Raw genomic sequence first — 15,094 nt, 5'->3', positions numbered from 1 at the left:
CATACCACTACAATAATGTGAATTCGACAATTTTTGATATGAAATAATGCATAATATATATAAAATTCGGCAAATTTTTCATACAATCCATCTCACATAATATAATAGACTAGTAATTTTATAGATAAATTATAGAAAATTTGCCCATGCTTTCGTTACATTCGGTCTTCTTTATCCTTTATCAGCAGAAGCTATTCACACCCAAGAACTAAATAGAAATGAAGTAAAAGTTGAAATCACTCAGCCTAGTTTAATGATTTAAAAATTAACACAACCTCAAAATGATACAAAACTATATGGCGAAAAAGTATTTAAAGGGTGAGATAAACGAGGCTAAAGCTCAACAAGAGTGAGTGACAACTGAAATGAATGTAGATTCCCAACCTACAAATAAAGAAACAAAAGAAAATCAAACCGAAGTTCACCTTGCACAAACTTACAAAAATTACAAAGTATATTGCCCAGATTTTATTGTAAAAGTAGATAAAAATGGAGTAATTACAACTGTTAGTGGTAAAGTTGTCCAAAATTTAGACCAACAACCTAATCTTACTATAACAAATTTTTTGTCGAAAAATGAAGTAAAATCTAAATTACGCGATATACTTCAAATTCTAAGCGATGCGACTGCGACGAAACTCTCTATTGAAATACTTATTTATAAAAAAAAGAAGTTTACCACTCGTAGGTAAACTTCTTTTCATATCCATCCCTTTTCCTCCGCAATTGTAATTGCCTCAATTCTATTTTTCGCATCAAGCTTCGTTAATACTTCAGAAATATAATTACGTACTGTACCAGGTGAAAGATAAAGTGCCTTCGCAATTTCATTTGCCGTCTTTCCTTCTTTCGCAAGTAACAATACTTCTTTTTCGCGATCCGATAATGGATTTTGCTCCTGCCATAAGCCGAACATTAAATCTTGAGAGATCTCTCGTTTTCCTTTCATCACATTACGAATCGCTGCAGCTAAATCTTCACTTGGGCTATCTTTTAATAAATATCCGTGCACGCCAGCTTTCATTGCCCGTTCAAAATATCCAGGGCGTGCAAATGTTGTTAAAATCATTACTTTACATGCTGATTGTTCTTTCTTTAACGTTTCCGCAACATCTAATCCGCTTTGAATCGGCATTTCGATATCCATAATGCTTACATCCGGTTTTAACGATTCAATTAATTTTAGCGCCTCTTCCCCGTTCGCAGCTTGCCCAATTACTTCAATATCATCTTCTAGATCAAGCAGGGCCCCTAATGCACCACGAAGCATCCGCTGATCTTCTGCAATAATAATTCGAATCATGCCCTCACCTCATCTTTTCCTGTTCGAATAACAACTGGAACTTTTACTGTTAATAGTGTCCCTGGATTAATCGTACCCAGTTCAACAAATCCATCAATAAGAGCGATACGCTCTTTCATACCACGAATGCCATTTCCATCATGGTTTTGATCCGTTAAGCCAACTCCATTATCTTCTACCGTCAAAATTAATTCACCTTGTGATTCTAGTACAGAAACTGTACAATGCGTCGCCTTACTATGCTTTACAACATTCGTCACAGCCTCACGTAAACACATTCCTAAAATATTTTGTTCAATCGGTGATAACGAACTTGCACTTGTTTCTTGTTTTATTTCTAATTCAATAGTAGCAGCTTGTAAGATCGCTTTTATTTGCTCAAGCTCTTCTTCTACTGTAATCATGCGCATATCAGAAATTAATTCCCTTAACTGCTTTAAAGCGGTACGAGATGTTTGTGTAATTTCCTTCGCTTCCACACTTGCACGCTCCGGATTTTTTACAATTAACTTCTCCACAAGCTGACTTTTTAAAGTAATGAGTGATAACGTGTGCCCTAACGTATCATGAAGATCCCTTGCAATCCGCTGACGTTCTTCACGTTTTACTAAGTCTTTAATTTGCTCATTCGCTTCGTTTAATTGATTTCTTAACATCTTTTTCTGATTAAAATTACGCATTCCAAATGGCGTAAGGAGCATTAAAATAAACATCGGAACGATATTTACTAAACTTGTAGTCGTTAGTTGATTCATATTTATAAATAAAAATGCCCCAAGCATAATAACCAACAAACATAATAGCACTCGAAACACTTTCTTATTTGGCGTAAATCCCATCGCACTTGCCGTGAAAAAGCCAAAGAATATCATGAAAGGATTGTAAAATAAAGCAAATAAAAAGATGAGTACCATTTGAACACATGCCCAAAAAACAAACGTCCTCTGTACAAAATAAAGCTGACGGTATGTGATGATAAAAACTATCAACATACCGCTTCCAATTACAAGCTTCCACCCTGACGACTGCACTAAATGGTAAATTGGAAATAACAGATAAACGAACCACATATACGGGAAGAAACCCATATGTTTCGGAAAAATCTCAATCCTCTTCTTCTCTATCATTTATACCGCTTCCTGTCTTTTTCTTATATATATTGATATTACAACAAATATAAGGAAATAACCTCCTAATACCGCGATATTTTCCCAACCAACTGATTTTCCAGCTACAATGTCCCATGCACCGCTTCCGAAGTGGTATGTTGGCGTCCATTCACCGATAGATCTTAATATTTTCGGGAATACTTCGATCGGCATCCATAGACCACCAAGAATTGCTAAACACATATTTAAAATATTTGCTAAACCCGCTGCTGCATCAACCTTTTTAATAGAACCGACTATCGATCCAAGCGCTAAAAATGGTGTTACACCTAGTAATAGCCATAAACCAGCGCCTATCCATTGACCAAACGTTAACTGAACATCATTAATTAAAATACCTGCTATAAAAATAACTACGATTGAAAACACATTTACTACTGTTTGTGAAACAATTTTCGCAGAAATATATGCCCCTTCTGGCAAAGGTGTAATTCTCAACAGTTGTGCCCAACCTTTTTGTCTTTCCTCAGAAAGACGAACACCAAAGCTAAAAAGTGCTGTTCCAATAATACTGAATGAAGTCATAGAAATTAAATAGTGAGCTTTCCATTCATTCCCGTTCTGTGGCACTTGAACAACATTTGTGAAAATGTAGTAAAACATAACTGGCATTAGTAATGAGAAAAAGATAAATAATTTATTGCGAAACGTACGTAATATCTCCATCTTACATTGCATCAAAAACGCTATCATGCGATTTCCCCCTTCTGATTTGCGACAAACTGTTCAAATGCTTCATCAAGGCTTCCACGTTCGACCGAAACATCTGTTACAGGTAAGTTCTTTTGATAAATTGCTTTTAAAGTTGCATCTGTATCTTCAGTTGTTAAAGTGAAGTGCCCTTCGTTTGACTGTACTTCTGTTACGTTTGGTAATTCTTTTAGTAATTTTGCAGGAATACTTTCCTTCGAATAAAACGTAATAGTTTTTCGCGAAATCGTCGCCTTCATCGCATCTGGTGTACCATCTGCGATAATCTTTCCGTTTGCAAACAATAAAATACGATCCGCCAACGCATCCGCTTCTTCTAAATAGTGTGTCGTTAAAATAATTGTTTTCCCTTCACTTGCTAACTTTCGAATTGTTTCCCAAAACGTTCTTCGAGACGTAATATCCATTCCAACTGTCGGCTCATCTAAAAATAACAAATCTGGATTACCTGCAAGTGCGAGTGCAAAGTTTAACCTTCTTTTTTGCCCACCTGATAATTTCTCACACCTTTGCTTTCGCTCCGATTCTAAATTTGATAACTGTAGCAACGTTTCTTTCGCTACCGGATTTGTATAATAACTACGGAATAACTCAATTGCCTCTTCCACTGTAATGCTATCAATGACACTTACTTCTTGTAACATCGCACCGAGGCTATTACGAACATCTCTATGTTTGGGACTCTTTCCAAATATAGAAACAGTTCCTTCCGTCGGATCCTTTAATCCAAGCATCATCGACATCGTCGTCGTTTTCCCTGCACCATTCGGTCCAAGTAGTGCTACGATTTCCCCCTTATTTACATGAAATGAAACATTATTTACTGCACTTTTATGTTTAAATGTTTTAGAAACACCATTTACTTCAATAATCTTTTCCATCTCTCCACCCCCGCTGTTTCTTATATTTACATTGTATGTGTTGGAAAAGTTAGGAAACAGTATGATGCGTCATAACATCGATATGACAATTGTCATGTATTCTTTGTGAGAGGAATCAATCCGCATACCGCAAGCGAGTAGCAGGACGAAAATAAACATGATACAATCGGATAAGATATATATTCGAGGAAGGACAGTGGTTTTCATGATTATTCGTAATGAACAAGACTTAGAAGGCTTACGAAAAATCGGCCGCATCGTTGCGCTTGCACGTGAAGAAATGAAAAAACAAGCAAAGCCAGGCATGACAACGAAAGAGCTAGATTTGATCGGTAAAAAAGTATTAGATGAGCATGGTGCTATTTCTGCACCTGAAAAAGAATATGATTTCCCTGGCGTAACTTGCATCAGTGTAAACGAAGAAGTTGCTCACGGTATTCCAGGAGAGCGTGTATTAAAAGACGGCGACTTAGTAAACGTCGACGTATCTGCTGCACTTGATGGCTATTATGCAGATACAGGTATTTCATTTGTACTTGGAGAAGATGAAGCAAAAGAAAAGCTTTGCCAAGCAGCTGTTGATGCATTTTGGGCAGCAATGAAAAAGGTTAAAGCTGGTTCAAAGCAAAATCAAATTGGTCGTGCTGTTTCAAACTTCGCACATAAAAATGGATACAATGTGATTCAAAACTTAACTGGTCACGGTATTGGCCTTAGCTTACATGAAGCACCAAACCACATTTTAAGCTACTTTGACCCAATGGATAATGCACTTCTAAAAGACGGTCTTGTTATCGCTGTAGAGCCATTCATTTCTATGAAAGCTGATCACATTATTGAGCGCGGCGATGATGGTTGGACATTCGTTACACCTGATAAAAGCCTTGTTGCACAATGTGAACATACAGTTGTCGTAACACGCGGCGAACCGATTATTTTAACAGAAATATAAAAAATAGCCGTTTGGTAGCAGAAACCTACCAAACGGCTATTTTTTATTACTTTTAGGTATGCAAAAATTTATATAAATAAAAGGTGGTGCATCAAGGCACCACCTTTTTAACGGGGTGAGGCTGCCCAAAAGTACGGAAAACCATTGAACAGCCTCTTATTTTCATATGGATGCCTTACATATATCACTGATGATAATTATGAAATGCGGAAACATATTTATCATCACATGATTCAAACACGAGAAAAGAAACCCTACAGTGGATTCTTTTCTCTACATAATCTAAAGTTTGGGTACACTAGATTCATGCAATGTAGGAGCTTTCCAAGCAGAAAGCGAACCTTCATTTAAAATGATAGCATACATATCTCCACCAAAAATATGCAAATATGCATATAGTATTTTTTATTTCTCAATGTCAGAATATTGAAAAATAAAAAATGTAAAGGTAAAATAAAGTCGTTATCCGTCTTCTTTTGTCAGTCAGAGAGAATAGAAGAATAGGAGAGGAAAAAATGAAAAAATCTTTAAAACAAAAAATAGTAAGCTCTTTGCTTGCTGTATCACTCGCTGTTAGCTTGGCTCCAATTGGACAAGCCAAAGCTGATTCCACGTCAGAAATCACACAGACTTCACCTATCACAAAACAAGTTGATGCAAGCCGCGCCATCGAACACATCCGTTTCTTATCCGAAACAATTGGTCCTCGCCCTGGTGGGACAAAATCAGAAGAATGGGCTTCTCGCTACGTTGGTATGCAACTTAAATCAATGGGCTATGAAGTAGACTATCAACCATTTCAAGTGCCAGATCAGTACGTTGGCTTTATTGAATCCCCATTATCCACAAAGCGTAATTGGCAAGCTGGCGCTGCTCCTAACGCACTAATTTCTACAGAAGCTGTTACAGCTCCTCTTATCTTTGTTCAAGGTGGGACAAAATTAGAGGATATTCCAAATGAAGTAAATGGAAAGATTGTTCTATTTGAAAGGGGAACAACAGTAGCAGACTACAATAAACAAGTTGAAAATGCTGTTAGCAAAGGAGCAAAAGGTGTTCTTTTATACAGTTTAATTGGTGGACGCGGAAATTATGGACAAACCTTCAATCCCCGCCTAACGAAAAAGCAATCTATTCCTGTCTTTGGTCTTGCTTATGCGCAAGGAAATGCATTTAAAGAAGAAATCGCTAAAAAAGGGACAACAATTCTTTCCCTAAAAGCGAGACATGAATCTAATTTAAAATCCTTAAACGTCATCGCTAAAAAGAAACCAAAAAACAGTACAGGTAATGAAAAAGCTGTCGTTGTAAGTTCGCACTATGATAGTGTAGTTGGAGCACCTGGAGCAAACGATAATGCTTCTGGTACAGGATTAGTATTAGAGTTAGCTCGTGCTTTTCAAAATGTAGAAACTGATAAAGAAATTCGTTTTATTGCTTTTGGTTCTGAAGAGACTGGCTTACTTGGCTCCGATTATTACGTTAATAGTCTATCCCAAAAAGAACGCGATCGAATTTTAGGTGTCTTTAACGCAGACATGGTTGCAACAAATTACGATAAGGCAAAGAATTTATATGTTATGACGCCTAACGGTTCTCCAAACCTTGTAACAGACGCAGCCTTGCAAGCAGGTAAACAGTTAAATAATGACCTCGTACTGCAAGGAAAATTCGGCTCTAGTGATCACGTACCATTTGCTGAAGTTGGTATTCCTGCCGCTCTATTTATTTGGATGGGTGTCGATAGCTGGAATCCATTAATCTATCATATCGAGAAGGTATATCACACACCTCAAGATAACGTATTTGAGAACATTTCACCTGAACGTATGAAAATGGCATTAGAGGTTATTGGTACAGGCATCTATAATAGCCTTCATTCCACCGTAAAAACAGGAGAGAAAGCCGCTTAATACTATTTCAAGCCACCGATTAATCGGTGGCTGTTTATTAAGAAAAAATAAATATGCATAAAAGCATATTCATTACATGGTATTATGGTGTATAATTAAAATCGTAATATATAAATAAAAGATATCAATCACATAGCATTATGTAGAATAAAAAATTTAAATACTATTGATTACATCTAATGAGAAGGTTTTTCAATTATAAAAAGGTGCTCTTGCAGTTGTGTTAACTTGAACTTTAGGAACTAATGCCTTCATTCCTAAAATAAACGTTGCATCAGCTACTCAAGAACAAAGCTTTACAATATGCTATTTCTAAATTAGCCATAAAAATGGCTATGCATTCATCAAAAACTTAATGAAACATAGCATTGACCTTAAATTACATGAGATACCACGCTCTAAGCTTATGGTCCAATGATAATGGGCTTCTTAAAAACGGTTTTGTTATCGTTTTAGAGCCACTGATTGAGTCCACCTTGAAATTGTTCCCTTTTTTCTATAAAAAAAACCCTTCAGGCTGCATTCTTCCCTTCACCTTATTGTGAAGTGTTTTTGAATACTTACCTAAAGGGAGCAATATCAATAGTAATTTTTTAATTTGTCAGCTACTCAGTTTACAGTGTAATCAATAATCTAAAGCTTTTTTATTATTTAATTCGCTGACGAGCGAGTAGGATTCCACCTAAAAGGAACAATACCATACCTCCAAGAATTGAACTCATTCCTGCTGATGTTCCTCCTGTGTTAGGAAGTAATGTTGGCTTATCATTTTCTGTAGTAGGTGGAACTTTTGAATCGCTATTGTTGCCTGTATTTGTGTTTGGATTTTTCGGATCTGTACTTGGATCTTTTGGATCTGTGCTTGGATCTTTCGGATCTGTGCTTGGATCTTTCGGATTTGTACTTGGATCTTTTGGATCTACATTTGGCTCGTCCTTGATTTTTGTATTTGTGATGTCATAACCTTTTACTTTGGATTCATACCCAGCTACTGGTTGTTCCTTCACTTCATACTTGTACGCTACTCCATTTTCATCGTATGCTTGGAGCTTTTCAAACGTGTACTTCCAGTTTGTTTTTGCTGTTACTTCTTTTGTGTCTACTACTTTACCGTTTTGTAGTAAGTCTACTTTAATCGAACGTGGACGATCTGTTGCATTGTTATCGTTCCACGTTTTTGTTCCTTCTACTTTTGTTTCGCCTACTTTTATATTCGTGATGTCATAACCTTTCACTTCGGATTTGTATCCGTCTACCGGTTGTTCCTTCACTTCATACTTGTACGCTACTCCGTTTGCATCATATGCTTGGAGCTTTTCAAACGTGTACTTCCAGTTTGTTTCTGCTGTTACTTCTTTTGTGTCTACTACTTTACCGTTTTGTAGTAAATCTACTTTAATTGAACTTGGACGATCTGTTACATTGTTATCGTTCCACGTTTTTGTTCCTTCTACCTTTGTTTCGCCTACTTTTGTATTTGTGATGTCAGTACCATTTACTTCGGATTCATATCCTGATACTGCTTGTTCTTTTACTGTATACTCGTAAGCTTTTCCTTCCGCATCATATGCTGCTAAATCTGTGAATGTATATTTCCAACCCATTACTGCGAATACGTCTTGTGTTTGAATCACGTTCCCGTTTTGTAGTAAGTCTACTTTGATCATTGTCGGACGGTCTGTTGCATTTCCGTCTTTCCACGTCTTTATTCCTTCTACTTTTGTTTCGCCTACTTTTGTATTCGTGATGTCATAACCTTTTACTTTGGATTTATATCCTGCTACTGGCTGTTCTTTCACTTCATACTTGTATGCCACTCCGTTTGCATCGTATGCTTGGAGCTTTTCAAATGTGTACTTCCATTCTGTTGCCGCTGTTACTTCTTTTGTGTCTACTACTTTACCGTTTTGTAAAAGATCTACTTTAATCATTTCCGGACGATCTTTTGCGTTATCGTCTTTCCATGTTTTCGTTCCTTCTACTTTTGTTTTGCCTACTTTTGTATTTGTGATGTCAGTACCATTTACTTTGGATTCATATCCTGGTACTGCCTGTTCTTTCACTTCATACTTGTACGCTGCTCCGTTTGCATCGTATGCTTGGAGTTTTTCAAACGTATACTTCCAGTTTGTTGCCGCCGTTGCTTCTTTTGTATCTACTACTTTACCGTTTTGTAGTAAGTCTACTTTAATCGAACGTGGACGATCTGTTGCATTGTTATCGTTCCACGTTTTTGTTCCTTCTACTTTCGTTTCGCCTACTTTTGTATTCGTGATGTCATAACCTTTTACTTTGGATTCATATCCAGCTACTGGCTGTTCTTTCACTCCATACTTATATGCCTTACCTTTTGCATCGTAAGCTTGGAGCTTTTCAAACGTGTACTTCCAGTTTGTTTCTGCTGTTACTTCTTTTGTATCTACTACTTTACCATTTTGTAAAAGGTCTACTTTGATCATTGTCGGACGATCTGTTGCGTTATTATCGTTCCATGTCTTCGTTCCTTCTACTTTTGTTTCGCCTACTTTCGTATTTGTGATGTCATAACCGTGTACGTCAGATCCGTATCCCGTTACCGGCTGTTCCTTCACTTCATACTTGTACGCTACTCCATTTTCATCATATGCTTCTAAATCCGCGAATGCATATTTCCAGTTTGTTGCCGCTGTTACTTCTTTTGTATCTACTACTTTACCATTTTGTAAAAGGTCTACTTTAATCGAGCTTGGACGATCTGTTGCTTGGTTATCGTTCCACGTTTTTGTTCCTTCTACTGTCAATTTCGCTACTTTTGTATTCGTGATATCAGTACCACTTACTTTGGATTCATATCCTGCTACCGGTTGTTCCTTCACTTCATACTTGTACGCTACTCCATTTTCATCATATGCTTGGAGCTTTTCAAACGTATACTTCCAGTTTGTTTCTGCTGTTACTTCTTTTGTATCTACTACTTTACCATTTTGTAAAAGGTCTACTTTGATCATTGTTGGACGATCTGTTGCGTTATCGTCTTTCCATGTTTTCGTTCCTTCTACTTTTGTTTCGCCTACTTTTGTATTTGTGATGTCAGTACCATTTACTTTGGATTCATATCCAACCACCGCTTGTTCCTTCACTTCATACTTATACGCTACTCCATTTTCATCATACGCTGCTAAATCTTTGAATTCGTATTTCCAGTCTGTTGCTTTGTTTACCTCTTGCGTCGCAATCACTGTACCATTTTGTAAAAGGTCTACTTTAATCATTTCCGGACGATCTTTCGCGTTATCGTCTTTCCATGTCTTTGTTCCTTCTACTTTTGTTTGACCTACTTTTGTATTTGTGATATCAGTACCACTTACTTTAGATTCATATCCTGCTACTGGCTGTTCTTTCACTTCATACTTGTATGCCACTCCGTTTGCATCGTATGCTTGGAGCTTTTCAAATGTGTACTTCCATTCTGTTGCCGCTGTTACTTCTTTTGTATCTACTACTTTACCGTTTTGTAAAAGGTCTACTTTAATCATTTCCGGACGATCTTTCGCGCTATCATCTTTCCATGTTTTCGTTCCTTCTACTTTTGTTTCGCCTACTTTTGTATTTGTGATATCAGTACCACTTACTTTGGATTCATATCCTGCTACCGGTTGTTCCTTCACTTCATACTTGTACGCTACTCCATTTTCATCATATGCTGCTAAATCTTTAAATTCATATTTCCAACCTGTTGCTTTGCTTACCTCTTGCGTCGCAATCACTGTACCATTTTGTAAAAGGTCTACTTTAATCATTTCCGGACGATCTGTTGCGTTATCATCTTTCCATGTCTTCGTTCCTTCTACTTTTGTTTGACCTACTTTTGTATTTGTGATATCAGTACCACTTACTTTGGATTCATATCCTGGTACTGCTTGTTCTTTCACTTCATACTTGTATGCCTTACCTTCTGCATCATATGCTGCTAAATCTTTGAATTCGTACTTCCAGCCTATTGCTTTGCTTACTTCTTGCGTCGCAATCACTGTACCATTTTGTAGAAGGTCTACTTTAATCATTTCCGGACGATCTTTCGCGTTATCGTCTTTCCATGTTTTCGTTCCTTCTACTTTTGTTTTGCCTACTTTTGTATTTGTGATGTTAGTACCATTTACTTTGGATTCATATCCGGCTACTGGCTGTTCTTTCACTTCATACTTGTACGCTACTCCGTTTGCATCGTATGCTTGGAGTTTTTCAAACGTGTACTTCCAATTTGTTGCCGCTGTTACTTCTTTTGTATCTACTACTTTACCGTTTTGTAAAAGATCTACTTTAATCATTTCCGGACGATCTGTTGCGTTATCGTCTTTCCATGTTTTCGTTCCTTCTACTTTTGTTTCGCCTACTTTTGTATTTGTGATGTCAGTACCATTTACTTTGGATTCATATCCAGCTATCGGTTGTTCCTTCACTTTATACTTGTACGCTACTCCATTTGCATCGTATGCTGCTAAATCTTTGAATTCGTACTTCCAGCCTGTTGCTTTGCTTACTTCTTGCGTCGCAATCACTGTACCATTTTGTAGAAGGTCTACTTTAATCATTTCCGGACGATCTTTCGCGTTATCGTCTTTCCATGTTTTCGTTCCTTCTACTTTTGTTTTGCCTACTTTTGTATTTGTGATGTTAGTACCATTTACTTTGGATTCATATCCGGCTACTGGCTGTTCTTTCACTTCATACTTGTACGCTACTCCGTTTGCATCGTATGCTTGGAGTTTTTCAAACGTGTACTTCCAATCTGTTGCCGCTGTTACTTCTTTTGTATCTACTACTTTACCGTTTTGTAAAAGATCTACTTTGATCATTTCCGGACGATCTTTCGCATTATCGTCTTTCCATGTTTTCGTTCCTTCTACTTTTGTTTCGCCTACTTTTGTATTTGTGATGTCATAACCGTTGACTTTGGATTCATATCCAGCTATCGGTTGTTCCTTCACTTTATACTTGTACGCTACTCCATTTGCATCATACGCTACTAAATCTTTGAATTCATATTTCCAATCTGTTACTTTGCTTACTTCTTGCGTCGCAATCACTGTACCATTTTGTAAAAGGTCTACTTGAATCATTTCTGGACGATCTGTTGCGTTATCGTCGTTCCATGTCTTCGTTCCTTCTACTTTTGTTTGACCTACTTTTGTATTTGTGATATCAGTACCACTTACTTTGGATTCATATCCTGGTACTGGCTGTTCTTTCACTGTATACTCGTAAGCCTTTCCTTCCGCATCATATGCTTCTAGATCTGAGAATATATATTTCCAACCCATTACTGCTAGTACGTCGTGTGTTTGAATCACATTCCCGTTTTGTAGTAAGTCTACTTTGATCATTGTCGGACGGTCTGTTGCATTTCCGTCGTTCCATGTCTTCGTTCCTTCTACTTTTGTTTTGCCTACTTTTGTATTTGTGATATCAGTACCACTTACTTTGGATTCATATCCTGGTATTGCTTGTTCTTTCACTTCATACTTGTACGCTGCTCCCTTTGCATCGTATGCCTGAAGTTTTTCAAACGTGTACTTCCAATTTGTTGCCGCTGTTACTTCTTTTGTATCTACTACTTTACCGTTTTGTAAAAGATCTACTTTGATCATTTCCGGACGATCTTTCGCGTTATCGTCTTTCCATGTTTTCGTTCCTTCTACTTTTGTTTCGCCTACTTTTGTATTTGTGATATCAGTACCACTTACTTTGGATTCATATCCTGGTACTGCTTGTTCTTTCACTTCATACTTGTACGCTGCTCCGTTTGCATCGTATGCCTGAAGTTTTTCAAACGTGTACTTCCAATTTATTGCCGCTGTTACTTCTTTTGTATCTACTACTTTACCGTTTTGTAAAAGATCTACTTTGATCATTTCCGGACGATCTTTCGCGTTATCGTCTTTCCATGTTTTCGTTCCTTCTACTTTTGTTTCGCCTACTTTTGTATTTGTGATATCATAACCATTGACTTTGGATTCGTATCCATCTACCGGTTGTTCTTTCACTTCATACTTGTATGCTTTTCCATTTGCATCGAACGCTACTAAATCTTTAAATTCATACTTCCAACCTGTTTCTTTGCTGACTTCTTGTGTCGCAATCACTGTACCGTTTTGTAGTAAGTCTACTTTGATGGCTTTATGCTCTTCCTCTGTGCCACCTTTCCACGTCTTCGTTCCTGCAACTGATGTCTTGCCTACTTTTGTATTCGTGATGTCATAACCATTTACTTTGGATTCATATCCATCTACCGGTTGTTCTTTCACTTCATACTTATATGCTGTTCCGGCTACATCGTTTATTACCAAATCTTTAAATTCATATTTCCATCCTGTTGCTTCGCTCACTTCTTGCGTCGCAATCACTGTACCATTTTGTAGTAAGTCTACTTTAATCATCGTTGGACGACTTTGCGCATTTCCGTCCTTCCATGTTTTTGTTCCTTCTACCTTAGTTGTTTGTACCACTTTTGTATTTGTAATGTCATAACCATTTACTTCTGTTGTGTATCCATCTATCGGTTGTTCTTTTACTTCATACTTGTATGCTACTCCATTTGCATCATATGCTGGTAGGTTGTCAAATTTGTACTTCCAACCATCTGCCGCTGTTACTTCTTTCGTGTCTACTACTTTCTCATTTTGTAGTAACTCTACTTTGATTGAACTTGGACGGTCTTTCTCGTTATCGCCTTTCCACGTCTTCGTCCCTGCAATAGATGTAGTTTTCACCTTATTCGGAATTGGCAACTTAACTCCATTTACAGCATCTGATTTAACTTCAAAAATTACTTTTGCTTGAGGATCGAAATCAACATAGTCTGGAGCTGAAACTTCTTTCACATAATATTTACCTGGTTGTAAATTAGGGATTTCAATTATCCCTTTTTCATCTGTTTTATATACATCTCCAACTTGTTCATCAGGCTCTTTATACAACTTAAACGAAACATTTGGGATTACTTTTTCTTCATCCCCTTCAATATGCTTCACAATTTTTAGTGTTCCTTTTGGAGTCACGTTACCTTCAGCACCACCGCCAGCTGTCATATTTTCGACTGGATGAGTACCCGATTCATTAACTGGTTCCTTGTTTAGAACTTGGTAATCAATCGTATAATCATTCTTAAAAAACTCTTGCTTCTTCCCAGCTTCCGTTATAGTAGATGTATAACCAATCGAAAAGGAGGCAAGACGCGCTTTATCCTTATTAAGCACAACTTTAAATGATTTGTCTCCAGTAAAGGTAATCGTTCCGTAACCTTGCTTTTCAAGCTCTTGTAGCGTTAAAGATCGACGACCTATATAATCATCTACAATTATATAGAAACTATCCTTATTAAGTGTTTGACCTTCCTGTAAATTATCAGTCACAACAATATCACCACTTAACTCTTCTTTAGCCAAGTTTATATTCAAGAACCAACGTACTTCATCGCTCTTACCTGAGTTCATATCACCAGTTTTATAAAAAAATGGTGGCTTTCCAGGATCTGTACCCCCACCACTGCTTGGGCCGGTAATTGTTACAGATTGCTTATCTACATTTGTACCGAAATCGGTTTCAATCTCTTTCTTTTCATCCGTTCCTACATTAGCAGCTTCCACAAAAAAGTTTAAATACCCTTTAATATTTTGATGTGTACCCACTTTATCATTAAATGTACATACCACAGTACCTGCAGTGACTTTACAAGTACCATAATCATCTAATAGAAACTCTGTATTTAATCCTTTTAATTCTGGAGGCAGTGTTAATGTTAGTGTGTCTCCAGACTTCAGCTTAAGACTATCTTTTTCACTGAAGTTTATAGTTACTTTAGTCCGTTGTCCGATAGAAAGATCTGTTTTATCAATCTTAAAACTATCCACAAGTCCTAATGTATTTAATTCTTGTGCGTTTGCTACTATAGGTAAAAGACTCTGACCTATAGTAAACATGAAAATCATTATAATCGAAAAAATAGAAGTTATTCTCTTTAAATACATACTTTATGTTAGCCTCCTCATAATTTAAAATATAAATAGTTTCTGGTACAAACATGTTATGATGAAAATTCTATTATCCAACTATTTCACCTACGTATTTTTAATAGCTATTATGATTTCTCTTCCCCCCTTCACTACTACTTAACAACTTGAAACTTG

Annotated in this window: 7 protein-coding genes and 1 pseudogene; 3 read left to right on the top strand and 5 right to left on the bottom strand. The window is 36.9% G+C overall.

From position 1 onward, the window contains the following. Positions 1-124: 124 nt before the first annotated feature. Positions 125-671 (top strand): annotated as a pseudogene (locus tag QCI44_RS30605) (M4 family metallopeptidase); the annotation flags it as partial. A gap of 29 nt (positions 672-700) precedes the next feature. Here QCI44_RS30605 and QCI44_RS00700 read toward each other — a convergent pair. Genes QCI44_RS00700 through QCI44_RS00685 form a run of 4 tightly spaced genes read right to left on the bottom strand, consistent with a single transcriptional unit; the run spans position 701 to position 4,064 of the window. Then, positions 701-1,303: a response regulator transcription factor gene (locus QCI44_RS00700; protein ID WP_016085448.1), complete on the bottom strand. Its 603-nt coding sequence runs from the start codon at positions 1,301-1,303 to the stop codon at positions 701-703. Further along, the gene (locus QCI44_RS00695; RefSeq protein WP_071743638.1) at positions 1,300-2,430 is read right to left on the bottom strand and encodes a sensor histidine kinase; all 1,131 of its coding nucleotides are present in this window, start codon (positions 2,428-2,430) and stop codon (positions 1,300-1,302) included. The genes QCI44_RS00700 and QCI44_RS00695 overlap by 4 nt, the downstream gene beginning before the upstream one ends. Then, complete coding sequence (locus QCI44_RS00690; protein WP_088084628.1) at positions 2,431-3,165, bottom strand: ABC transporter permease; 735 nt, start codon at positions 3,163-3,165, stop codon at positions 2,431-2,433. It abuts the gene before it with no gap. Beyond that, a complete protein-coding gene (locus tag QCI44_RS00685; RefSeq protein ID WP_071743637.1) occupies positions 3,162-4,064 on the bottom strand; it encodes an ABC transporter ATP-binding protein in 903 nt (300 codons plus the stop codon). Before QCI44_RS00685 ends, QCI44_RS00690 begins: the two co-directional genes overlap by 4 nt. A gap of 157 nt (positions 4,065-4,221) precedes the next feature. Between QCI44_RS00685 and map the strand changes: the two genes are divergently transcribed. After that, entirely contained in the window at positions 4,222-5,016 is a 795-nt protein-coding gene (map, locus tag QCI44_RS00680) for a type I methionyl aminopeptidase (protein ID WP_016085444.1), read from the top strand. A gap of 515 nt (positions 5,017-5,531) precedes the next feature. Next, positions 5,532-6,929 carry a M28 family metallopeptidase gene (locus QCI44_RS00675; protein WP_016085443.1) on the top strand — a complete coding sequence of 466 codons (1,398 nt, stop codon included), beginning with the start codon at positions 5,532-5,534 and terminating at the stop codon, positions 6,927-6,929. A gap of 647 nt (positions 6,930-7,576) precedes the next feature. Here QCI44_RS00675 and QCI44_RS00670 read toward each other — a convergent pair. Beyond that, positions 7,577-14,935, bottom strand: a complete 7,359-nt coding sequence (locus QCI44_RS00670; RefSeq protein WP_353810965.1) for a Cna B-type domain-containing protein — start codon at positions 14,933-14,935, stop codon at positions 7,577-7,579. Between the last annotated feature and the right edge of the window lie 159 nt (positions 14,936-15,094).

It is taken from the genome of Bacillus cereus group sp. RP37 (assembly GCF_040459695.1).
Lineage (GTDB): Bacteria > Bacillota > Bacilli > Bacillales > Bacillaceae_G > Bacillus_A.
The sequence above is the reverse complement of the archived record's forward strand: the minus strand, read 5'-3'. Positions and strand labels throughout refer to the sequence as shown.